Origin of the sequence: Pseudoalteromonas sp. 19-MNA-CIBAN-0066, assembly GCF_040308705.1 — a bacterium.
In the GTDB taxonomy this organism is placed as follows: Bacteria; Pseudomonadota; Gammaproteobacteria; order Enterobacterales; family Alteromonadaceae; genus Pseudoalteromonas; species Pseudoalteromonas nigrifaciens.
In genome coordinates this window covers 29,869-52,229 of record NZ_JBEONZ010000020.1, presented here as the reverse complement: position 1 = coordinate 52,229, position 22,361 = coordinate 29,869, and the positions used below count along the sequence as shown (strand labels likewise).

Here is a 22,361-nt window from a genome sequence, read left to right as displayed (position 1 = left end):
AAATACAGGGCTTTTAATTTTTAATCTAATTTAAAACGAGTTACTACACTTGAGAGTTGTGAGCTACTTTGTTTTAACTGCTCGCTGGCACCGGTTAATTGCTTGGTATTATCGAGTGACTCTTTAGTTGAATTAGCTAGATCGTTAATACGCAAGTTCACTTCATCTGCAGCTAAAGTTTGCTGCTCAGTAGCACGCGCTATTTGACTGTTCATTTCGGTGATCACACTAACTAAGCGTTCAATTTCATTTAATGATGTGTTTGCTGATGATGCCTGCTCAACCGTTGATGCTGAAAGAGCTTGGCTCGACTTCACCGCTTCTACCGCTGCTTTTGCACCGTTTTGCAGCTTAGTGATCATAGCTTGAATTTCGTCGGTGCTTTTACCAGTACGGCTTGCTAAAGTACGCACTTCGTCTGCCACAACGGCAAACCCACGGCCGTGTTCACCTGCACGGGCAGCCTCAATCGCAGCATTAAGGGCAAGTAAATTAGTTTGCTCTGAAATACTTCTAATTACTTCAAGTACCGATCCTATATTATTACTTTCGCTGGCTAAATCGGCGGTAACTCGGCTCACAGTTTCTATATTACTGGAGAGTGTTTCAATCGCCGTTATTGTATTGGCAACGACATTTTTACCTGATGATGCATTACTAGCTGCATCGTTTGCAGCTTGCTCGGCGGCTTCAGCATTGCGACTCACATCATGAATTTGATGGGTCATTTGCTCCATTGCTGCAGCTACCTGAGTGCTACTGTCGTTTTGTAATTCAATAAATGATTGGCTTGTTTTACTTGCTTCGTCAACGGTATGCGCATGTTGATTAACATCGTGCGCGCTTTGCGATACATGCGTTAACGATTCGTGCATCTTCAATATAAACGCGTTGAATGAATGAGAAAGCTCAGATATTTCGTCATTTCCGGTTTCATCTAAGCTGCGGGTTAAATCGCCTTCGCCTTGGGAAATATCTTTCATCATGTCGGCAGCTAAGCGTGTTGGAGTAATAATACTTTTACCAATAAAGTAGCTTAATATAATCAGTGCAATAATCATTACCACGGCATTTATAATTATTAAATTACGTTGCTCAGCAAATGCACCATCAATACTGTCGAGGTACACGCCCGAACCTATAACCCATTGCCATTGGTTAAAGCCCTTCACAAACGCTATTTTATCAACTGGTTTGTCTTTACCTGGTTTAGGCCATTTATAAGGTACAAACCCTGAACCTGCTTGTTGAGTCACCTTTACCATTTCTACAAATAATGCTGTGCCATCGGGGTCTTTGTTATTAGTTAAATCTGTACCATTTAAGTCTGGCTTAAATGGATGCATTATCATTTTTGGGTGGTAGTCATTTATCCAAAAATAGTTGGTATTATCGTACCTAAGGGCACTAATTGTAGCTAAAGCTTGCGACTGCGCTTGTTGTTGGGTGAGGGTATTACTTTGCTCAAGATTATAAAAGTGATCAATAACGCTATAGGCGGTTTCTACTAGGTTTTGAGTTTTAAGATATTGCTCATTTTTAAGCGCTTGATACTGATTACTTAAGCTCGAAATACTTAATATAACCAGTCCCAATACAACGATACCAACTAACAGTGCAAAACGCTGAAAAATAGTAAAACGACGAAGGTTGAGCATATGTTTATTCCTTAATGGGTACAGCACTGCTGTGCTTTTATTAAGTTTATTTATATAACTAAACTTAGCACTTATTAAGGCAAAAAAAAGGCTGATTTATAATCAGCCTTTAGTCTATTTATTCAACATTTAGTTGTTATTTAACATTAAAATGACGATTAAAGAAGTTAGTAATGGTTTGGTGTAGGTGCGTTTGCACTGTTTTACCGCGTAGGCTGTGTTTAGAGCCTGGGTAGGTCATCATTTCAAACGGTTTATTGGTATCTTGTAATTGTTTAAATAATTTAGTGGCATGAGTAAACAACACATTGTCGTCGGCCATGCCGTGGTAAATCATTAATGGACCTTTTAAGCCGTCAATATACGGAAATACCGCACTGTTTTCATAGCCTTTAGCATTAGTGGCCGGGTGGCCTAAATAACGCTCAGTATAATGAGTGTCGTAAAGTGCCCAGTCGGTTACTGGCGCGCCAGAAACACCTGCGTTAAAGTAATCGCCAGCTTTAAACATGGTCATTAGTGCCATGTAACCGCCATAACTGTGGCCGTAAATACCAATACGTTGTGGGTCTACATAATCAAGCGTACGTAAAAATTCCACGCCTTTAATTTGATCAGCAACTTCTACTTCACCTAAATTTTTATAAATAGCATCTTCAAACTTTTTGCCACGGTTGTATGAGCCGCGGTTATCAAGTTGAAAAATCACATAGCCTTGTTGCGCCATATATTGAAAATATAGGTTTTTACTACGCCAGCTATTAGTTACTCGCTGTGCATGTGGGCCACCGTATACGTTTACAATAACAGGGTGTTTTTTAGCGTCACTTATATTGCTTGGTTTAAATAACCTATAATGCATTACTTGGCCGTCTTCGGCTTTAAGTGTGCCGTATTCAGGCGTCGCTAAATCACTTAAGTAAGGCGTAAGCGGGTGCGTGTTATCTAGCTTGTTTTCTTCAAGCCAAGTAATAAACTCGCCATTTATTTTACGCAGAGCTGCAGCGTTTGGCTGATTAACCGCCGAGCTATTATCAATAAAGGTTTTGTTGTCTTTGGCAAGTACGACGTCGTGATATTGGCCTTGCTCGGTAATGCGTTTAATATCGCCTTTTTTAAATAACGAGGCACTGTATAAGTGGCTTTCGAGTGGGGTGTCTTTTCTGCCTGAAAAGTAAACGAGGCCTTTTTTCTCATCAATGCCTTTTAAGCTATCGACCGTCCAATCGCCGTTAGTAATTTGACGTACTAATTGGCCATTGGTGCGATAAAGGTATAAATGTTTAAAACCATCACGCTCAGACGCCCACACAAAATGCTTTTTGTCTTTTAAAAACTCAAGGTCAAAGTGTAAGTTTATCCAGGTATCGCTACTTTCGGTGAGCGCTACTTTTTGGCTTTTAGTTTTGCTGTTATAAAAGCGCAGCTCTAATGTTTGCTGTGAGCGGTTTTGCCATTGATACGAGAGCGTATTGCTATCTTTTAACCATTTTGCACGGGCAAGGTAAATGTCTTCATCTTTGCCTAAATCTACCCAATCTACTTGTTGATTGTTTAAGGTAACTACGCCAAGTTGTATTTTAACGTTGTTAGTGCCAGTAAACGGATAACGTTGATTGAATAGTTTTACTTCGTCGGCGTAAATTTCGTTGCGTAGTGCTTCTTTTACTGGGCTTTCGTCAACGCGAGTAAAGGCTATTTTAGACTCGTCGTCGGCCCACCAATAACCGGTCATACGGCTCATTTCTTCTTGTGCAACAAATTCGGCCATGCCATTTTTAATAATGCCGCCGCCATCGCTACTTAATTGTATTTCTTTACCAGAATCGAGCGCTAAAGCGTACAGGTTTTGCTCGCGAATAAAAGATACAAAATTACCTTTGGGCGAAAAGCGAGCATCGGTTTCAAAAGCCTCAGTATTGGTGAGCTTTTTACTTTTATTTGCTGCTAGTTCGTAGTAATACAAATCGCCGTTAAGTGGGAACAATAACGCTTTACCATCTTTAGACCACTTATATTCAAGAATACCTTGGCCAAAAATACGCTGGCGCTCGCGGCGTGCTTTTTCTTCGTCAGAGAGGTTCTCTGGGCCCGAGAATAACTTAGCTGAATCGACCAGCATGCGGTTGGTGTTATCTTTTAAGTTATATTCCCATAAGTCGTAGCGGTTATAGTCGTCACTTTTGCCTTGTAAATAAGTAACGCGATTGCCGTCGGGCGAAAACTTTAATTGCACTGGAGATTTACCCGATAAACTCGGGTCGTCAAAAATACGCTCTAGCGAGAGTGGTTTTGCTTGTACGCTAACAGCACTTGCTAGCAGAGGGATGGCCAGTGAAAGATGTTTTATTTTTTTTAGCACAGGGTTGCCTTCGCTTTAATAAATATTGCTTAGAATGGTAAAGCCAAGCGTGTGCAACTGCAACTAAATGCTATAAAGTGGTAATTATTAAAGACAAAGTAGGACACTATGATGACCCACCCCACATTTGAACTAGCCCCAGAGCTTAAGCGCGATTGTATAGAGCTTGCCGATTGGCCGCTGTGTAAAGTATTACTATTGAACGATAGCCAGTACCCCTGGTTTATTTTGGTGCCAAAAAAAGCCGGTTTAAAAGAGATAATTGACTTAAGCGAGGATGAGCAAGTTACTTATTTGCGCGAGTCGGCAAAATTGAGTCATTTATTAATGCGGGTATTTAATCCCGATAAATTAAACGTGGCGGCGCTTGGTAATATGGTGCCGCAATTACATATTCATCATATTGCGCGTTTTACTAGCGATGCCGCTTGGCCTGCGCCAGTATGGGGTAAACACCCGGCAGTGCCATATGAAGACGAGAAAATAGCAAAAATAAAAGCCCACTTTTAATTCTAAAAACTTTATAGAGAGAGCCAAGATGAGACATATTAAGTTGTTTGCCAATGCATTATTTATCACTGCGCTATTAACTACAGGCGCAGCGTTTGCAAAAGAGCAGTCTATTAATATTACAGCAGTTAAAACTAGCGATGTGCGTAATTTAGTTATTCACGAAAATCAAACGTTGTCTGCGGCACAACCAACGAGCGAGCAGCTTAAACAACTCGCTAATGCTGGAGTAAAGCACGTAATTAATTTACGTGGCGAAAACGAGCAAGACTGGGATGAAGCCCAGTTGGTGGCTTCGTTAGGGATGCAGTATCACGCATTGCCAATTGCTGGCGCGCAAGATGTTAGCGTTGAAAACGCACAAAAGCTGGCTAAAATAATGGCAGAACTAAACGGCGAACCTGTGCTGTTACATTGTGCTAGTAGCAATAGAGTAGGGGCTTTAATGGCTATTTCTGCTCATGCAGAGGGGCTTGATATTGAATCGGCCCTAGCAAAGGGAAAGCATTGGGGAATGAGTAGTTTAGAGCCTGTAGTGCGCAGCGTTATTACTGCTAAGTAATTATTACTAAATAATTAGCGTTTAGCTTAAATAACGACACCGAGCACTTTTAACTCAATAAAAAAGCGTTACAGTTTTGAGCTGTAACGCTTTTTTAGTTTTTATTTACTAGGCTATTTTAGGTAGTAAACAGGCTATAAACTATTTAAGGCCCAACACTGCTTTGCCTTGTTTAAAAGTAACATCAACCGGAATATTGGCTTGGCTTAGCTTTTCTAAATCCTCTGCTAGCTCTGCTTTAATATTACCGTGCGTAGCAATAAGCTGATCTACTTTTTGATAATCGCCATCACCTTGAATGGTTAAAATTAAGCGCGATAATTTAGCCATAGCATGGCTCATTTTTTCCATATTTACACGGTATAAACCGGCTTCATTTTTAGAAAAAGCACCTTCTTGAGCAAAAAAGTTAAAGCGGATCATATTCGCTTTACCATGAGCACTAGATGCACCAAAACGTACTGAGCGGAATATACCAGCCATAAAGGTGGTGTAGTAATCCTCTAGTGTACCTTCAGTAATTTCGCCTTTTTTAAGTAGTTGCTCAATCATGTATAAACCTAAAATATCGGCTTTACCTTCCTCTAGCGCACTGGCGTGTTCTTGTAATGATTGGCGCACAGTTCCCTTACCAGTAAGGGTATTTTTAATGCCTAAGCCATGAGCTACTTCATGGAACATGGTATTAGCAAAAAATGCATCAAAGGTAATATGCTTACGTTGCTCAGGCACAATAAGTTGCTCTGCAATTGGTACTAAAATTTTGTCAAACTTAGCGCGCATAGCATTTTTAAGTTGTAAACGGCGCGTGCCTTTTTCAAGCTGTACTTGCTCGTCGTTTGGTAAGTTTATTGCAATGGTTTTACTGCCCGCATTTGAGTGCCCTGCATAGTAAACAACGTCGTAGGCATTTAGGTCGGCGTCTGATCCCGGAACTTCTTGTTTGTATTTATCATCAACCGGTAAGCCTTTTTGTAGCTCAGGTAAAAAGGCAGCAAATTTAGCCAGGCGTTCGCTCCATGCTAAATCTTTAATTAATACATAAGACTCATAAGCAGCACGGTAACCAAACAATTGGTCTTCATAAGTTTCAATTGGACCAATAACCACATCTACTGGGTTATTTTTCATATCCATCCACGCAAAATCAGACGCTTGAAAGTCATCGTTTAGTAGCGCGTCTGCACGAAGGTTTAAGTAGTTAGCAAACTCTTTATCGTCTGCTAGTTTACTTGCTTCACGTAGCAAATTAGCAGCCTCTAAAAGCTCGGTTGCGTACTCTTTAGAGTATGGCACGCTGTAAAGGTTACCTTGCTCATCACGTTTAATAATAGAGTAAAGCCCATTTTTATCTGCAAGATCAGCTTTATTTAACTCTTCTTTAGTTATATCTGCAGGGTAAAACTGTGCACCAGTTGCTTTTTCTTTATAGCTTGATAAAAACACTTTATCGCCGTTTAAACGATCCCATGGACCGTAGTTTATGTCGGCAAATTTACGCACTTTGTCATCAGCTAGTTTAGCTAAAAATGACTCTTTATTTTCACCAAACGCTTGCTGCCAAAATAAATCATCCATAATTATTGAAGCATCTATAAGCTTTGCCACCATAGCTTTTTGGTTATCACTTAAATGTGATAAATCAGTTTGTAAGCTAAAGTCAGTGTAAATGTCTAAACGTTGTTTATCGGTATTTATAAGTGTTGGACCTACTGGCTTTACTTGCTCTGTTTTAACAGCCGTTTTATTACTAGAAGAAGGGGCTTGCTCTGAACAAGCACTAAGAAAAACGATGCCGGAGAGCATAATTGCTTGGCTAATTTTATTTAAATTCATTATTTTGCCTATTTAAAAGTAAGATTTATTATTTGTATGCAGTTCGCTAAGGCGCTTACTATCTTAAAAATACTGCCTTATAGTGACTGCATTAAAGCAAAACACCGTGGTAAATAGCAAGTTTTAGGCGTTAGAGGTGTAATTAACTGATGTTAAATAGTAAATAAAAAATAAATTTATGTAGTTTTGTTAGCTTTAACTATAAGTTAAGTAATACTAAAGCATATAATAACAACAATATAAGGCTTGTTTTAGCTTATAAATAACTAATCATAGGGATGTTATGTCTACTGAAAATGCATTGTTAACAATTTTGATTGATAGAATAAATAACGACACTTTGGTGCTGCCTACTTTACCTGAAGTAGCAATTAAAGTGCGCCAAGCCGCTGATAATAATGACGTAAACTTGATGCAAATGGCCGATGTGATTGCACATGATCCAGCACTAACAGCCCGTATGATTAAAGTAGCTAACAGTGCAATTATGGGGCGCTCAGTTAAGGTATCTAACTTACATCAAGCAGTTACTCGCATAGGCTTACGACAAATTAAAAATATTGCTACGGCTATGGCAATGGAGCAATTGTTTGTATCTAACAACGAGCTAATTAAAGGTTACATGGGCAAAGCGTGGCAAAAAACGTTAATAGTAGCGAGTCACTCAATTGCATTAATGGAATTTTACTTAAAGAATAATAAGCAAAACTCTTTAAATAGAGATTCGATTACCTTGGCATCATTAATTTATAATATTGGTGTATTACCCATTTTAACCGAAGCCGAACGCCATCCTGAGGTATTTGCTAATCCTAGCTTTTTAGCCCATGCAATTCAAAAGCTCAGTGGTAAAATTGGTGGCTCTATAATGAAAGCGTGGGAGTTTCCTGATGAATTTGTTGATGTGGCGCAAAACTGGGCTGATGCCAGTCATCGCCCTGAGCAGGTAAGCTATATTGATTTTATTAGGATTGGTGCAATTTTAGAGGGCACGCTACAAGTGTCAGATAAGTCGGCCGCGCTACAGGTTTATATTAACAAAGGAATTATTCCTTCTATGCAGCTTTTCACCAGCGATGAGTATCACGCTATGGTTGACGATATAAAAGAGATGTTTTGCTAATAGTAATTAAGTAGTGAGTGTAAAAAAGCACGATTAAATCGTGCTTTTTTTGGCTTAACTTAGCAAGGGTTAGCGCTTAAGCTAAGTCGTCTATATCGCCTAAGCCTTGAGTTAGCTCTTCAAGTAGCTGTTTAATTTCTTCTGAAGCTAAAATAAAGTCAGCATCGAGTTTTACTGCCATGTCTTCTTTTGGAATATCAGCATTTTCTTCTTTTAAGGTATCGCTGTAGCTTAAACGCTTAATAGAACCGTCGTTTTGCAGCATAAACTTAACGCGTTCTTGCCAATCAAGTGCAAGCTTAGTAACACGTTTACCGGTTTCAAGGTGCGATTTAACTTCGTCGCACGATAGGTCGTGGCCTTTAAGCTTAACTTGCGCACCACTGTCATCTGCTTCTTCTAGCTCTGCATCTGAGCCAATTGCAAAGCCTTCAGGCGTGCTGAAGTTAGTTAACCAGTCGGTTAAAAATACATCTAGGTCGTAATTGGCAAATGCAGGTACTACAGGCAGTGTGCCTAATGATTTACGCAAAAGTGCGAGTAACTCTTCGGCTTTGTTAAAACTGCCGCTATTAACCACAACCCAGCCGTTTTCTTGGTCAATAAATGCAAACTGTAAGCTCGACTTTTTAAATGCTTGTGGTAGCAGTGTATGTAAAATGTTTTCTTTTAATTCGTCTTTTTCTTTCTTTTTAACTGGGCGATTTTCTTCAGCTTCAATTAAATCGACTTTTTCTGCAACTAGCTCATTTATAACCGATGCAGGTAATACTTTTTCTTCGCGCTTAGCGCAAACTAAAATACTTTTTTGTGAAAAATGCGATAAAGTTTCGCCGTGTTTCCCAAACGCTTTTGTCCAGCCAAATGTAGCCAGCTCTTGGCCCGTACATGGACGAAATAAGTCTTGCTCTAATGCTTTGTCAAAATCTTCTTGTGTATACGAAACATCTTGTTTAAAGCGATAACATATAAGGTTACTAAACCACATAGGAATACAGATCCATTTGAAAAATTTGCACAATCATAGCAATAAAATCAGTATCTCGAAATGGCTGATTTTATTGTGGCATATTTAAAAAATAGCAAGTTGTTTTAAGGAGCGCAGTCATAATTGAGTATGTGTAATCTTGCTTGCTGTCGCTGCGCACTTGTTGCGCAATAAGTTGCTACACTTTTATACAGGCCGTTTAAAACTAAGCGCATATGTATTTAGCGTTTAGCTTTTTGCATTACACTATAGTTTAATGCTGGGTTTGATAATCGCAGGCTAGGCCAAATATAAATAACTCTTGGTTGAATAAATTTCAATTTTGAAAAATTAACACGCCCTAGTGTATTTTACATTAATTCAGTTATAGTGAAGCTCGATATTTTTGAAGTTTTTCGGCTTTAAGTTTGGCTGAACGAGAGGTTGTTTTTATGCTGGCTTTAATGCATCGCCTTAGTAACTGGTTTTCATGATGAACTTTTCTATTTTAGTTTGTGACGATTCAGCAGTAGCCCGCAAACAAGTGATACGTTGCTTAAATGACTGTATAACCGCCGATATACGCCAAGCGATAAATGGAGTAGATGCGTTAGCGTTATTGAAAGAACAACATTTTGATTTAGTTTGCCTCGATTTAACTATGCCGATACTCGATGGTGTGCAGGTGTTGGAGCATATTAAAGCAGAAAAAATGGAGTGTTTTGTATTAGTCATTTCGGCAGATATTCAACAGCAAATGCAGCAGCGCGTAGCACAATTAGGTGTTATAGGGTTTATCGAAAAGCCAGTTGGCAAAATAATACTTAATAATATTTTGCATAAATTTGGCATTTACTAGAAGTTAAGATGAAAAAAAAGACTGTTTTATCTTCTTAATGAGGGTTGACAGTATAGCCTGTGTTAAGGCAGTCTTAAGCTATGAAAACATTTAGTCTTGCAGCGACCATTATTATTACAACCATCATCCTAACTGGATAGTGGCATAGGTCGGTGCAACAAATTTAAAGGCCTGTGTTCACTTAGAACCCAGGCCTTTTTTCGTTTTATGGAATGAGGAAACATAAAAAATGCGCGTTTTAAAATTTGGCGGATCATCGCTTGCCGACTTTGCTTGCTTAGAGATGGTTGCCGTGCTTGCAAAAGCACAATTAAAAGATGAAATGTTATTAGTGCTTTCAGCCCCCGGTGGCATGACAGATTCATTAGTTGCATTAGCCTCAGCGGCTGAGCAGGGTGAAGACTTTAGTCACTTGTGGCAAGCACTGGTAAATCGATGTGACGAGTTAAAAAAAGCAGTAGAGCAAGGCTATGGTGAAATTGAAAACTGGCCAAATTTTACCGAGCTTAAAAATAAACTTGATGGTGTATCACTTATTAAATGCTGCCCTGAGCAAGTACGTGCTTTTATTATTAGCTTTGGTGAGCGCGTTAGTGTGTCGTTAATGCAATGCTTACTCGGTGATTTAAACGCGCAGTACCTTGAAGCGACCAATTGCATAGTATCAACCGGTGGTTACATAGATGCAGAGGCAGACTTAGTTGCCAGTAAAGTGCGCTTTCAAGCCGTATTAAAAGAACAACCAGCAACTATTTATATTATGCCCGGTTTTACTGCCAGTAATGAGCAAGGCGAACTAACCACTTTGGGCCGAAATGGCTCAGATTATTCTGCGGCAATTGCGGCAGCTTGTTTAGAAGCCGATGTTTGCCAAATTTGGACTGATGTAGATGGTGTTTACAGTGCTGATCCGCGTTATATAAAAACCGCCACTAAAGTTGATTTTTTATCTTATAAAGAAGCGATGGAGCTTTCTTACTTTGGTGCAAAAGTATTACACCCTAAAACAATTTTACCCTGCGCTAAAGCGGGTGTACCGTGCGAAATTAAAAACACGCGTAACCCCAATGCACAAGGCTCACTTATTAGTAACGAGAGCGTTTCATCTGAGCCAGTAAAAGCACTATCAAGTTTACAAGATTTAGCAATGCTTACCGTGTCGGGCCCGGGCATGAAAGGTAAAGTAGGGATGGCATCTAAAGTATTTAATGCCCTTGCCCTTGATAATGTGTCGATTGTTTTAATTACCCAGTCATCGTGTGAGTTCAGTATTAGTTTTTGTGTTCATGAGGTCGATTTAGCGCTGGCACTTGAAGCGCTGCAAACCGCATTTAAATTAGAGTCTCAAGCAGGTTTAATTGAACCAATACAAGTAAAGCGTAACTTAGCTATTGTTACTTTGGTGGGCGATAATATGCGTGCGCACAAAGGTTTAGCGGCTAAGTTTTTTGCATCACTTGCTCAAGCACAAGTAAATATTGTAGCTATAGCCCAAGACTCTACCGAAAGTTCTATTTCGGCCGTGATCGATGGTGAACGTTGTAATGGCGCTGTAAAGGTTTGTCATGAGAATTTCTTTACCCATATTCCATCAATTGACGTGTTTTTATTAGGGTGTGGTTTAGTAGGTCAAGAGCTTATTGAGCAATTAGAGCGTCAACAAGCTTGGCTTGAAAAACGCAATATTAAACTTAAGCTTTATGGGGTTGCCAACTCTCGCCAGCTACACTTAGACAGTGAAGGTATTGCCTTTGATGACTGGCAGCAAAAGCTTGGCGCATCAGAGCAAGCTTTTGATTTAAAACTAGTTGAACAATTTGTACAGCAAAATCATTTAATAAACCCAGTATTAGTTGATTGTACTTCGTCAGATGCGTTATCGGCGCAATACGTAGACTTTTTAAATGCCGGTTTCCATGTCGTAGCTGCAAATAAAAAGGCCAATACAAGCTCGTATGCTTACTATCAAGACTTAATTGCAGCAACGCAAAAAAATGGCCGTAAGTTTTTATACGAAACCAATGTAGGAGCCGGTTTACCGGTACTTGATAACTTAAAATCGTTATTTGGTGCAGGAGACGAGTTACTAGAATTTAGTGGTATTTTATCAGGCTCGCTATCGTACATGTTTGGTGCGCTGCAAGATGGCTTGTCACTGTCTGAGGCAACAATTAAAGCTAAAGAAAGTGGCTTTACTGAACCTGATCCGCGTGATGACTTATCGGGGACAGACGTAGCACGAAAACTATTAATTATTGCCCGCGAATCTGGGATGCCACTAGAGCTAAGCGACATTGAAGTAGAGTCGGTATTACCGCACGGTTTTGCACAAGGCGATGATGTAAATACGTTTATGGAAAAGCTCCCTAGCCTAAACGCAGGTTTTAACGACCGAATAGCAAGTGCTGCCGCAGAGGGTAAAGTACTGCGTTACGTAGGCACAATTAAGCAAGGTCACTGTAAGGTAGGTATAGAAGCCGTTGATGCAAAGCATGCACTTTACGATATTCGTGATGGCGAAAACGCATTAGCAATTTTAAGTCAGTATTATCAGCCACGCCCATTTGTTATACGAGGCTATGGCGCAGGCTCGGCAGTAACAGCCGCTGGTGTATTTGCTGATATTTTAAAAACGTTATCGCGCTAGGAGCAAACAATGATTGAAGTATATGCTCCCGCATCTATTGGTAATTTTGCCGTTGGTTTTGACGCATTAGGCGCAGCTCTTGCACCTATTGACGGCAGTTTATTAGGCGATGTAGCCGTTGTTAGTGCCGCATCGAGCGATGAGTTTATTTGCTCTGGCGAATACGCGCATAAGCTACCAAGTGATGCCAGTGAAAACTTAGCGTATCAATGTTTAGTGCATTTTAGAGCGCATGTAGCGCCTAATATGCCAAGTGTAAAGTTGGAGCTGAAAAAGAACTTGCCCATAGGTTCAGGGCTAGGATCAAGTGCGTGTTCGGTGGTTGCAACCTTTGCTGCCCTTGATAAATTTGCCGGTACCAAGCTTAGCCAAGTTGAACTTATTGAATTAATGGCCGACTTTGAAGCAGTTGTTAGTGGTGGTCGTCATTACGATAACATCACGCCATGTTATTTAGGTGGCCTGCAGCTAACTGGCGATTTAATTCCTAATAAATCAATTGCTTTACCAGTTGATGAAAACTGGTATTACGTTGCTGCGTTTCCTGGTTTTTCACTTAATACAGCAAAAGCACGCTCAGTTTTACCAAAAGAATTGAGCATGCACGCAGGTGTAGAATTTGCGCAGCGTTTATCTGCCTTTAGTAGTTTATTGTTAATGCATCGCTTTGATGATGCATTAAGTATTATGCAAGACGATATAGCTGAGCCATACCGTGCGCCACTTATAACAGGTTTTAGTGAAGCAAAAGCGAGTTTGCCAGCGCTAGGCGCCGAAATTGTTAGTATTTCTGGTGCAGGGCCAACATTATTTACTGTGTGTAAAACATTAAAAGCTGCACAGCAGTGCGCGCAGTGGCTTGAAAGTAACTACATAAACGAGCAAGGTTTTTGCCATATTTGTAAATTAGATAACGACGGCACACGTCAATTAACAGTTTTATAGGATAGTAGTTATGCAATTACATAATTTAAAAGATAGTTCGCAACAAGTGTCGTTTGTTGAGGCAGTAAAAACGGGTTTAGGGCGTAATCAAGGGGTATTTTTTCCCGAGTCGTTAACACCACTAACGGATGTTGATGCACTACTTGATATGGATTTTGTAACCCGTAGTAGTAAAATACTCTCGCATTTAATTGGCGATGAATTACCAGCAGATACCGTTGCACATATGGTTAAAAATGCATTTAACTTTCCGGTTAAGCTGGTGGAAGTGGCAGAGAACACTTATTGCTTAGAGTTGTTTCATGGGCCTACCTTAGCGTTTAAAGATTTTGGTGCGCGCTTTATGGCAGAGTGTTTAGCGCAGTTTAATCAAGGCGATAAAGTGACTATTTTAACTGCAACGTCGGGCGATACTGGCGCGGCGGTTGCACATGCGTTTTATAATAAGCCTAATATCGACGTGGTAATTTTATACCCTAAAGGCAAAATTTCACTGGCGCAGCAAAAGCTCTTTACTACATTGGGTGGCAACATTCATTGTTACGCGGTTGAAGGCAGCTTTGATGATTGCCAAGAGTTAGTTAAAAATGCGTTTTTAGATGAAGAAGTTAAATCGACACTGGGGCTTAATTCCGCTAACTCTATTAATATTAGTCGCTTAGTAGCGCAAGTTTGTTATTACTTTGAGGCAATTGCACAATTACCAAAAGCAAAACGGGCTACTGCGCATATTTCGGTTCCAAGTGGTAACTTTGGTAATGTGTGCGCGGCAATGATAGGTGCTGTTATTGGTTTGCCTGTTGGCAAACTAAGTGCAACTACTAATCAAAACGATACAGTACCGCGCTTTATGCTAGATAAAAACTGGACGCCAAATGCGACGCTAGAATCACTTTCAAATGCTATGGATGTAAGCAAGCCAAATAACTGGCCACGAGTGCAAACTATGCTCGACAACAACTGGTTTAGTTACGATAATTTTTATTCAACCAGCGTAAACGAGCAAGATACGCAAACAGTGATGAAAAATATTCAACAAACAGGTTATGTTGCTGAGCCGCATACTGCTATTGCATACCAAGGACTTGTTGAAAATCGCGCTCCTGGTGCTACTGGAATCTTTTTAGCCACGGCTCATCCAGCTAAATTTAAAGACAGTGTTGAAGGTATTTTAAACATTAAGCTAGACATGCCAAAGCCACTTGCAGATGCATTGGCTAAGCCATGTTTAGCTAATGATATAAATGCTGACTATGATGCCTTACGTACTGAAATACTTAAAAAATTAAGTTAAAAATAAAATTTAATTAAAGCGGCCTTGGTCGCTTTTTTTATAGGTATATTTTAGTGTGGGTGTTAATACTTTCATTAGCTATGCAAATATAGTAATTAATATATATTTTAATTTTTTATGTAATGATTAAAAAATATCATCTTAAAAAGCCTGTGAAATAAATTCAATCCCTGTTTAAATATCCTCAACTTAAGAGCGTAGGCAAATAGTCGTTTTAAGCGTACAATAAAGCCTCTAAAAAATACCATACACCTTGCCCCAGGAGACCCCAATGTTAGAACGTAGCATGAATATTTCAGATTTTGACCCAGAGTTATTTGACGCAATTGCAAAAGAAACTGCGCGCCAAGAAGATCACATTGAATTAATCGCTTCTGAAAACTACTGTAGCCCACGCGTACTAGAAGCACAGGGTTCACAGTTAACTAATAAATACGCAGAAGGTTATCCGGGCAAACGTTACTATGGCGGTTGTGAGCATGTAGACGTTGTTGAGCAATTAGCGATTGACCGTGCTAACGAACTATTTGGTTCTGACTACGCAAACGTACAACCACATGCTGGTTCGCAAGCAAATGCGGCTGTTTTTTTAGCGTTATTAAACGCCGGTGACACTGTACTTGGTATGAGCTTAGCTCATGGCGGCCATTTAACGCATGGTTCACACGTAAACTTTTCAGGTAAGCTTTACAATGCAATTCAGTATGGCCTAGATGAAACTACAGGCGAAATTGATTACGCACAGGTTGAAGCGCTAGCGCTTGAGCACAAACCAAAAATGATCATTGGTGGCTTCTCAGCATACTCAGGTATTGTTGATTGGGCTAAATTACGTGAAATCGCTGATAAAATTGGCGCTTACTTTTTTGTAGATATGGCGCACGTTGCTGGTTTAATTGCGGCGGGTATTTACCCAAGCCCAGTTCCTCACGCACATGTTGTTACTACAACTACACATAAAACATTAGCAGGCCCACGTGGTGGTTTAATTATTTCGGCATGTGGCGACGAAGCAATTTACAAAAAGCTTAACAGTGCTGTTTTCCCTGGTGGCCAAGGCGGTCCTTTATGTCATGTTATTGCTGCTAAAGCAGTGGCATTTAAAGAAGCTCTACAGCCAGAGTTTAAAGTGTACCAAACACAAGTTGTTAAAAATGCACAGGCTATGGTTGCTGTTATGCAGGAACGTGGCTACAAAATTGTATCTGACAAAACTGAAAACCACTTATTCTTACTTGATTTAATCAATAAAGACATTACTGGTAAAGATGCAGATGCTGCTTTGGGTAACGCTCATATTACAGTTAACAAAAACTCAGTGCCTAACGATCCACGTTCACCGTTTGTAACTTCGGGCCTACGTATTGGTTCACCTGCAATTACTCGTCGTGGTTTTAAAGAAGCAGAATCTAAAGAGCTTGCTGGCTGGATCTGTGACGTACTAGATAACATCAATGATGAATCAGTACAGGCGCAAGTAAGAGAAAAAGTAAAAGCTATTTGTGCAAAACTACCTGTTTACGCTTAATAAAAGTAAAACAGTAATTTAGATCACAATCGCTTAGTTTTTTGCTAAGATAAAGGCCGCTTTAAAGCGGCCTTTTTTGTTTTTTAAAACGGAAGTACCTAGCTATGCATTGCCCATTTTGTACCGCAAAAGATACCAAAGTTATTGACTCTCGCCTGGTTGGCGGTGGTCACCAAGTGCGTCGTCGTCGTGAATGCAATGACTGCCATGAGCGTTTTACTACGTTTGAGGGCGCAGAGCTGGTTATGCCACGGGTAATTAAACAAGATGGCAGCCGCGAACCCTTTAACGAAGATAAGTTATTAAATGGTTTAAACCGCGCACTAGAAAAACGCCCCGTAAGTACCGAACAAGTAGAAGAAGTTGTTCATATAATAAAGTCGCAATTACGCGCAACCGGCGAGCGAGAAGTTTCGAGCCACTTAGTGGGAGAGTGCATTATGGAAGCGCTTAAAAAGCTCGATAAAGTAGCTTATGTGCGCTTTGCCTCAGTGTATCGCTCGTTCGAAGATATTCGCGAATTTGGCGAAGAAATTGCCCGTTTAGGGGAGTAAGTATGCAGAGCGACTACGTTTTTAACCAATATGACGAAATGTATATGGCACGTGCTATAGAGCTGGCTAAAAAAGGCCGGTTTACTACCACGCCTAATCCAAACGTAGGTTGTGTATTAGTTAAAAACAATGAAATAGTAGGCGAGGGATTTCATCAGCTTGCCGGACAAGGGCATGCAGAAGTAAATGCACTTGCTATGGCAGGCAGTAAAGCAAAAGGCGCAACTGCTTATGTTACGCTTGAGCCATGTAGCCATTATGGCCGCACACCGCCGTGCGCAGAAGGTTTAAAAGCCGCCGGTGTGGTAAAAGTAATTGCCGCTATGGTCGATAGCAATCCACAAGTGGCAGGTAAGGGGCTGAAAATACTTAGCGACGCTGGTATTGAGGTTGCACATGGGTTACTTGAAGCACAGGCTAGGGCGCTTAATTTAGGCTTTTTTAAACGCATGGAGCATGGCCTGCCCTATGTAACGTGTAAAATGGCCGCCAGTATTGATGGCAAAACGGCGCTAAATAATGGCCAAAGTAAGTGGATAACAGGCGCAGCAGCACGCCAAGACGTACAGTTATATCGTGCACAAAGTTGCGCTATTTTAACCGGTGCCGATACAGTATTAGTAGATGACGCTAAATTAAATGTGCGTAAAAATGAATTACCGCAGGCATTACCTACACAGTTACCGCTTCGCCAACCGGTGCGTGTTATTATTGACTCGCAAAATCGTTTAACCCCAAATCTTGCTTTATTTGCTATTGAAAGTGAAATAATAATTTTTACTACCAAGGTTGATAAATCGCAACATTGGCCGCATTTTGTAAAGCATATAGTAGTAACTGCTAGTAATTCAAAAGTTGATTTAACCGCGGTTTTAAAAAAGCTCGCAAAGCTGCAATTTAACACAGTGTGGCTAGAGGCTGGGGCAACCCTTGCGGGTAAAATGGTTGAACTGGATTTAATAGATGAATTTATTTTTTATCTAGCGCCTAAATTAATTGGGTGTGATGGCAAGAGTTTAGTTAATTTTCCTGAGTTGATCAGTATGCAAAATACGATTAATTTAACTTTTAATGAGTGTACGCGCATAGGTGATGATTTACGTATTAGCGCAGTTAAAAGCTCATTAAAACCACTTGATACAAAAGAGTAATGCTATGTTTACTGGGATAATAGAAGCCACAGGCAAAATTGCTTTATTACAAAAAAAACAAGGCGATTTAGCTATTCGTGTACAAAGCCCTGACCTTGATATGAGTGATGTTAAGTTAGGTGATAGTATTGCCACTAATGGTGTGTGTTTAACTGTTGTTGATAAACATGCAGATGGTTTTAGTGCCGACTTATCGAATGAAACCATAGGTTTAACTGGTTTTGCTCATTACACATTAGGGCAAACAGTTAATCTTGAAAAAGCCATGCAACCGGTTTCGCGTTTAGGTGGGCATTTAGTATCTGGTCATGTTGATGGCATTGCTACAATTACCGCCATTACGCCAAATGCACGTGCTACAGAATATTGGCTAAGCACAGATGAAAACCTAATGAAATACATACCATACAAAGGTTCGGTATGTATTGATGGTATTAGCCTAACAGTGAACGCAGTAGAAGGTAATAAATTTAAATTAACGATTGTGCCCCATACCAGCGAGCAAACAACGATAGCTAATTTTAAAGTGGGCACCCAAGTTAATTTGGAAGTCGACCAAATTGCGCGTTATTTAGAGCGGCTTATAAAAGGCGCAGAGCAGCCTACGGGCGCTGATATTTCAATGAGCTTACTCGCAAAAGCGGGCTTTATTAAGTAACGCAACTAACAACTAATAAGAGTGAATTATGAACTTACACAGCGCAGAAGAAATTATCGCAGACATTAAAGCCGGTAAAATGGTTATTTTAATGGACGATGAAGACAGGGAAAATGAAGGCGATTTAATTATTGCCGCCGAGCATATTAGCGCAGAAGCTATTAACTTTATGGCCACGCATGGCCGTGGTTTAATTTGTTTAACCATGACGCAACAGCGATGCGAGCAACTTGATTTACCGCTTATGGTAAAAAATAACGGTGCTGCGTTTTCAACTAATTTTACTATGTCGATAGAAGCTTCAAAAGGCGTTACCACAGGTATTTCGGCAGCAGATAGAGCACGTACAGTGCAGGCAGCGATAGCTAAAGGCGCAGTGCCTAGTGACATAGTACAACCTGGGCATATTTTTCCTATAATGGCACAACCTGGCGGTGTTTTAACACGTGCTGGGCACACTGAAGCTGGCTGCGACTTAGCTCGTTTAGCAGGGCTTGAGCCTTCATCGGTTATTGTTGAAATACTCAATGCAGATGGCACTATGGCGCGCCGTCCTGACTTAGAAGTGTTTTCTAAACAGCACGATATTAAAATTGGCACCATAGCTGATTTAATTGAATACCGTAACTTAAACGAAACCACGATAGAGCAAGTAGCAAAGTGTAAGTTACCTACCGAGCACGGTGAGTTTGATTTAGTAACTTACAAAGACACCATTGACGGACAACTACATTACGCATTAGTAAAAGGCGAAATAAAACAACAAGCGCCAACCGTAGTGCGAGTGCATTTACAAAGCACCTTTAACGATATTTTACTCTCAGATAGAAATTCTGAGCGTAGTTGGGGCGTGTCGGACGCAATGGCTTATATAGCGAAGCACAATGGTGTATTAGTTATTTTAGGCAAACAAGAAAGCACCGCAGAACTTGAGGCAACAGTAAAAGCGTTTGCAGCCGAAGATTCGGGTGAGGATGTAACACCGAATAAATTTACAGGTACGTCTCGTACTGTAGGCGTGGGTTCACAAATTTTAGCCGATTTAGGCATTAAACAAATGCGTTTAATGAGTCGCCCTAAAAAGTACCATGCACTTTCTGGGTTTCATTTAGAAGTTGTTGACTACATAGAGCCGCAGTAATTAGGCGCTAGGCTATTATTTTATTTTTATGGTATGATGCGCTGCAATTTTTGCGCAATCGAAATCGCTCAAACTTATTTTTAAGGTTATCAAATGAAAATTATTGAAGGTAGTAAGTACGCTCCGGGCAAAAAATTTGCCATTGTCATTTCTCGCTTTAATGACTTTATTGGTAGTAGCTTATTAGCAGGCGCTATTGATGAATTAAAACGCACAGGTGGTGTATCGGATGACGATATTACCGTGGTTTATGTACCTGGCGCGGTTGAATTACCTTTAGCAGCGAAACGTATTGCGGCAAAAAAACAGTATGATGCAATCATCGCTTTAGGCGTAGTGATCAGAGGTGGTACTCCACACTTTGACCTAGTTGCTGGCGAATCAAACAAAGGTCTTGCGCAAGTATCACTTGAGTATGATATACCGGTTGCATTTGGCGTATTAACCACAGAAAGCATTGAACAAGCAATTGAGCGTGCTGGCACCAAAATGGGCAATAAAGGCGGCGAAGCTGCTTTAGGCGCGCTTGAAATGGTTAATGTGTTAGATAAAATTTAAGTTTAAGGAATTTTTGTGAAACCAGCAGCAAGACGTAAAGCACGTATATTAGCACTTCAGGCCATTTATTCTTGGCAATTAAGTGGCAATGCAATTGCCGATATCGAACAACAAATGTTGATCGAAAACGACGTGACTAAAATTGATGTTGAATATTTTAAAGATTTAGCCAGTGGCGTTGCGGTAAATTATAAGCAACTAGACGAGGCTGTATCACCGCATTTAACCCGTCCATTCGATGAGTTAGATATGGTTGAACGCGCAATATTACGTTTAAGCAGCTATGAGCTAAAATTTCGTGAAGATGTTCCATACAAAGTGGCTATCAACGAAAGCATTGAATTAGCTAAAATGTTTGGCGCTGAAGATAGCCATAAATTTGTAAACGGTGTACTTGATAAAGCAGTTAAGCATTTACGTAAGTAATATTTAGTCAAATTTTGATAATTATTTTATCAAAACTGGCTGGTATAAATTACCGTTAAAAAGGAGAGCCGGCATAGGTCGGCTTTTTTGTGTATGAAGGAATTTGAATTAATTAATCGTTATTTTAAAGGTCGTGGTATTACTCGCCGCGATGTTAACTTAGGGATTGGAGATGACTGCGCATTAGTTACTGTGCCGCAAAATTGTCAGCTTGCTATTACAACCGATACACTCGTTGCTGGTGTGCATTTTTTTGACGACATTGAACCTCGCGCACTCGGGCACAGAGCATTGGCTGTAAATTTAAGTGATTTAGCGGCAATGGGGGCAGAGCCAACATGGGTTTCTATCGCTTTAACACTTCCGAGTATTGATGAGCAATGGATTGAAGAATTGACTGACGGCATGCATGAAATTGCCGAATATTTTAATGTGCAAATAATAGGTGGCGATACGACTCAAGGACCTTTGAGTATTACTATTTGTGCAAAAGGTACAGTGCCCGAAGGCACTGCGTTATGCCGAAATGGCGCAAAAGTAGGTGACTGGATTTTTGTTACTGGGCCGTTAGGTGATGCAGGGCTTGCAATAGAGTCTCGCAAGCAAGGCTTAACAATTGAACCTGAACACCTAAAACATATTAAAAAGCGCCTTAACTTCCCTACACCTAGAGTGGCTGCAGGGCAGGTATTACGTGGGCTTGCGTCTTCTGCTATTGATATTTCAGATGGTTTACTAGCCGATTTAGGCCATATACTAAATATGTCGCAGGTTAGCGCAACGGTTAATATTGAAAGCATACCCACCTCGGATGCAATGAAAGCTAGCCTTGATTTTGAACAACAATTACCGTTTATACTAAATTACGGCGACGACTATGAACTGCTTTATACCGTGCCTGATAGCAATAAAAGTATGCTTGATGTAAAACTGCGTCAATATGGCGTAGAGGCAATTTGTATTGGCCAAATAAAAAGTGGCGAAGGGCAAATTGACCTGTTACATAAAGGCGAAAAGTTTACTTTTAAGCACCAAGGTTTTGAGCACTTTTCTAAGGATTTAAGTTGAACAACAAGCGTTTATTTAACCTAAAGCGTCCACATCAGTTTTTTGGTTTAGGTTTTGGTACTGGGCTTGCACCTATAGCCCCAGGCACATTTGGTACTTTGGCCGCTTTACCTTTTATTTTTATAACCATGCACTACCCGTTGTGGTTACAAATAGTATTTGCTGTAGTGATCAGTGTTTTTGGTATTTGGGCTTGTGGCAAGACCGCAGATGATTTAGGGGTACACGATCACCCTGCGATTGTATGGGATGAAGTGGCAGGTTACTACATCACTATGATTGGTACGGGACTGAGCTGGCAAACATTATTGGTTGGTTTTTTACTGTTTCGTTTTTTTGATATAGTCAAACCAGGCCCTATCCGTGTGCTCGACAAGCGTGCCCATGGTGGATTTGGCATTATGATTGATGACGTACTTGCAGGTATATTTTCACTTATTTGTTTGCAAGCGCTGATAAAAGTAGGTTTACTACCCTTTTAGTTTATTATTTGATTGTTTAGCTAGGTGGCAGC

Annotated in this window: 20 protein-coding genes; 16 read left to right on the top strand and 4 right to left on the bottom strand. The window is 40.2% G+C overall.

Features of this window, described 5'->3' with window-relative positions:
* Positions 1-20: 20 nt before the first annotated feature.
* Positions 21-1,658, bottom strand: coding sequence for a methyl-accepting chemotaxis protein (locus AAEZ18_RS12270; protein ID WP_089368685.1), 1,638 nt, complete (start codon positions 1,656-1,658; stop codon positions 21-23).
* 136 nt (positions 1,659-1,794) lie between these two features.
* Complete coding sequence (locus tag AAEZ18_RS12265) at positions 1,795-4,020, bottom strand: S9 family peptidase (protein ID WP_350594815.1); 2,226 nt, start codon at positions 4,018-4,020, stop codon at positions 1,795-1,797.
* A 111-nt stretch (positions 4,021-4,131) separates the two neighbouring features.
* Here AAEZ18_RS12265 and AAEZ18_RS12260 point away from each other — a divergent pair, with 111 nt between their 5' ends.
* Together AAEZ18_RS12260 and AAEZ18_RS12255 are read left to right on the top strand one after the other, a co-directional pair.
* Entirely contained in the window at positions 4,132-4,530 is a 399-nt protein-coding gene (locus AAEZ18_RS12260; RefSeq protein ID WP_041454540.1) for an HIT domain-containing protein, read from the top strand.
* 28 nt (positions 4,531-4,558) lie between these two features.
* Complete coding sequence (locus AAEZ18_RS12255) at positions 4,559-5,092, top strand: protein tyrosine phosphatase family protein (RefSeq protein ID WP_089368683.1); 534 nt, start codon at positions 4,559-4,561, stop codon at positions 5,090-5,092.
* 141 nt (positions 5,093-5,233) lie between these two features.
* On the opposite strand, the gene AAEZ18_RS12250 is transcribed toward AAEZ18_RS12255, so the two are convergent.
* The gene (locus AAEZ18_RS12250) at positions 5,234-6,928 is read right to left on the bottom strand and encodes a DUF8614 domain-containing protein (protein ID WP_011329033.1); all 1,695 of its coding nucleotides are present in this window, start codon (positions 6,926-6,928) and stop codon (positions 5,234-5,236) included.
* A gap of 283 nt (positions 6,929-7,211) precedes the next feature.
* On the opposite strand from AAEZ18_RS12250, the gene AAEZ18_RS12245 reads away from it, so the two are divergent.
* A complete protein-coding gene (locus tag AAEZ18_RS12245) occupies positions 7,212-8,051 on the top strand; it encodes an HDOD domain-containing protein (protein WP_011329032.1) in 840 nt (279 codons plus the stop codon).
* 76 nt (positions 8,052-8,127) lie between these two features.
* Here AAEZ18_RS12245 and rdgC read toward each other — a convergent pair whose 3' ends face one another.
* Positions 8,128-9,039, bottom strand: coding sequence for a recombination-associated protein RdgC (rdgC, locus tag AAEZ18_RS12240; protein WP_011329031.1), 912 nt, complete (start codon positions 9,037-9,039; stop codon positions 8,128-8,130).
* A 469-nt stretch (positions 9,040-9,508) separates the two neighbouring features.
* On the opposite strand from rdgC, the gene AAEZ18_RS12235 reads away from it, so the two are divergent.
* The 13 genes from AAEZ18_RS12235 to AAEZ18_RS12175 all read left to right on the top strand — a co-directional run bounded on the left by AAEZ18_RS12235 (position 9,509) and on the right by AAEZ18_RS12175 (position 22,329).
* Positions 9,509-9,877: a response regulator gene (locus tag AAEZ18_RS12235; RefSeq protein WP_086993178.1), complete on the top strand. Its 369-nt coding sequence runs from the start codon at positions 9,509-9,511 to the stop codon at positions 9,875-9,877.
* A gap of 229 nt (positions 9,878-10,106) precedes the next feature.
* Positions 10,107-12,524 (top strand): bifunctional aspartate kinase/homoserine dehydrogenase I, encoded by a 2,418-nt coding sequence (thrA, locus tag AAEZ18_RS12230; protein ID WP_011329029.1) that lies wholly within the window; start codon positions 10,107-10,109, stop codon positions 12,522-12,524.
* Positions 12,525-12,533: 9 nt separating this feature from the next.
* Positions 12,534-13,469, top strand: a complete 936-nt coding sequence (gene thrB / locus AAEZ18_RS12225; protein WP_058374004.1) for a homoserine kinase — start codon at positions 12,534-12,536, stop codon at positions 13,467-13,469.
* Between the two features lie 10 nt (positions 13,470-13,479).
* Entirely contained in the window at positions 13,480-14,763 is a 1,284-nt protein-coding gene (thrC, locus tag AAEZ18_RS12220; RefSeq protein ID WP_350594819.1) for a threonine synthase, read from the top strand.
* Between the two features lie 271 nt (positions 14,764-15,034).
* Positions 15,035-16,291, top strand: a complete 1,257-nt coding sequence (gene glyA, locus AAEZ18_RS12215; protein WP_011329026.1) for a serine hydroxymethyltransferase — start codon at positions 15,035-15,037, stop codon at positions 16,289-16,291.
* Positions 16,292-16,395: 104 nt separating this feature from the next.
* Positions 16,396-16,845: a transcriptional regulator NrdR gene (gene nrdR, locus AAEZ18_RS12210; protein WP_058374002.1), complete on the top strand. Its 450-nt coding sequence runs from the start codon at positions 16,396-16,398 to the stop codon at positions 16,843-16,845.
* A 2-nt stretch (positions 16,846-16,847) separates the two neighbouring features.
* On the top strand, positions 16,848-17,996 hold the full coding sequence (ribD, locus tag AAEZ18_RS12205; protein WP_350594821.1) for a bifunctional diaminohydroxyphosphoribosylaminopyrimidine deaminase/5-amino-6-(5-phosphoribosylamino)uracil reductase RibD: 1,149 nt from the start codon (positions 16,848-16,850) through the stop codon (positions 17,994-17,996).
* A 4-nt stretch (positions 17,997-18,000) separates the two neighbouring features.
* The gene (locus AAEZ18_RS12200; protein ID WP_350594823.1) at positions 18,001-18,654 is read left to right on the top strand and encodes a riboflavin synthase; all 654 of its coding nucleotides are present in this window, start codon (positions 18,001-18,003) and stop codon (positions 18,652-18,654) included.
* 28 nt (positions 18,655-18,682) lie between these two features.
* Complete coding sequence (gene ribBA, locus AAEZ18_RS12195; RefSeq protein WP_011329022.1) at positions 18,683-19,795, top strand: bifunctional 3,4-dihydroxy-2-butanone-4-phosphate synthase/GTP cyclohydrolase II; 1,113 nt, start codon at positions 18,683-18,685, stop codon at positions 19,793-19,795.
* A 93-nt stretch (positions 19,796-19,888) separates the two neighbouring features.
* Positions 19,889-20,353 (top strand): 6,7-dimethyl-8-ribityllumazine synthase, encoded by a 465-nt coding sequence (gene ribH, locus AAEZ18_RS12190; protein WP_011329021.1) that lies wholly within the window; start codon positions 19,889-19,891, stop codon positions 20,351-20,353.
* Between the two features lie 15 nt (positions 20,354-20,368).
* Positions 20,369-20,779 carry a transcription antitermination factor NusB gene (gene nusB, locus AAEZ18_RS12185; RefSeq protein WP_011329020.1) on the top strand — a complete coding sequence of 137 codons (411 nt, stop codon included), beginning with the start codon at positions 20,369-20,371 and terminating at the stop codon, positions 20,777-20,779.
* Between the two features lie 93 nt (positions 20,780-20,872).
* Positions 20,873-21,847, top strand: coding sequence for a thiamine-phosphate kinase (gene thiL, locus AAEZ18_RS12180; RefSeq protein WP_179807524.1), 975 nt, complete (start codon positions 20,873-20,875; stop codon positions 21,845-21,847).
* Positions 21,844-22,329, top strand: a complete 486-nt coding sequence (locus tag AAEZ18_RS12175) for a phosphatidylglycerophosphatase A family protein (RefSeq protein ID WP_350551580.1) — start codon at positions 21,844-21,846, stop codon at positions 22,327-22,329. The genes thiL and AAEZ18_RS12175 overlap by 4 nt, the downstream gene beginning before the upstream one ends.
* The last annotated feature ends 32 nt before the right edge of the window (positions 22,330-22,361 follow it).

Coding starts and splice junctions, on each gene's coding strand:
- AAEZ18_RS12270 (WP_089368685.1), bottom strand. CDS start 1,658: ATGCTCAACCTTCGTCGTTTTACTATTTTTCAGCGTTTTGCACTGTTA.
- thrC (WP_350594819.1), top strand. CDS start 13,480: ATGCAATTACATAATTTAAAAGATAGTTCGCAACAAGTGTCGTTTGTT.
- AAEZ18_RS12255 (WP_089368683.1), top strand. CDS start 4,559: ATGAGACATATTAAGTTGTTTGCCAATGCATTATTTATCACTGCGCTA.
- AAEZ18_RS12235 (WP_086993178.1), top strand. CDS start 9,509: ATGATGAACTTTTCTATTTTAGTTTGTGACGATTCAGCAGTAGCCCGC.
- glyA (WP_011329026.1), top strand. CDS start 15,035: ATGTTAGAACGTAGCATGAATATTTCAGATTTTGACCCAGAGTTATTT.
- thiL (WP_179807524.1), top strand. CDS start 20,873: ATGAAGGAATTTGAATTAATTAATCGTTATTTTAAAGGTCGTGGTATT.
- AAEZ18_RS12245 (WP_011329032.1), top strand. CDS start 7,212: ATGTCTACTGAAAATGCATTGTTAACAATTTTGATTGATAGAATAAAT.
- ribH (WP_011329021.1), top strand. CDS start 19,889: ATGAAAATTATTGAAGGTAGTAAGTACGCTCCGGGCAAAAAATTTGCC.
- rdgC (WP_011329031.1), bottom strand. CDS start 9,039: ATGTGGTTTAGTAACCTTATATGTTATCGCTTTAAACAAGATGTTTCG.
- thrA (WP_011329029.1), top strand. CDS start 10,107: ATGCGCGTTTTAAAATTTGGCGGATCATCGCTTGCCGACTTTGCTTGC.
- thrB (WP_058374004.1), top strand. CDS start 12,534: ATGATTGAAGTATATGCTCCCGCATCTATTGGTAATTTTGCCGTTGGT.
- ribBA (WP_011329022.1), top strand. CDS start 18,683: ATGAACTTACACAGCGCAGAAGAAATTATCGCAGACATTAAAGCCGGT.
- nrdR (WP_058374002.1), top strand. CDS start 16,396: ATGCATTGCCCATTTTGTACCGCAAAAGATACCAAAGTTATTGACTCT.
- AAEZ18_RS12260 (WP_041454540.1), top strand. CDS start 4,132: ATGACCCACCCCACATTTGAACTAGCCCCAGAGCTTAAGCGCGATTGT.
- AAEZ18_RS12200 (WP_350594823.1), top strand. CDS start 18,001: ATGTTTACTGGGATAATAGAAGCCACAGGCAAAATTGCTTTATTACAA.
- AAEZ18_RS12250 (WP_011329033.1), bottom strand. CDS start 6,928: ATGAATTTAAATAAAATTAGCCAAGCAATTATGCTCTCCGGCATCGTT.
- ribD (WP_350594821.1), top strand. CDS start 16,848: ATGCAGAGCGACTACGTTTTTAACCAATATGACGAAATGTATATGGCA.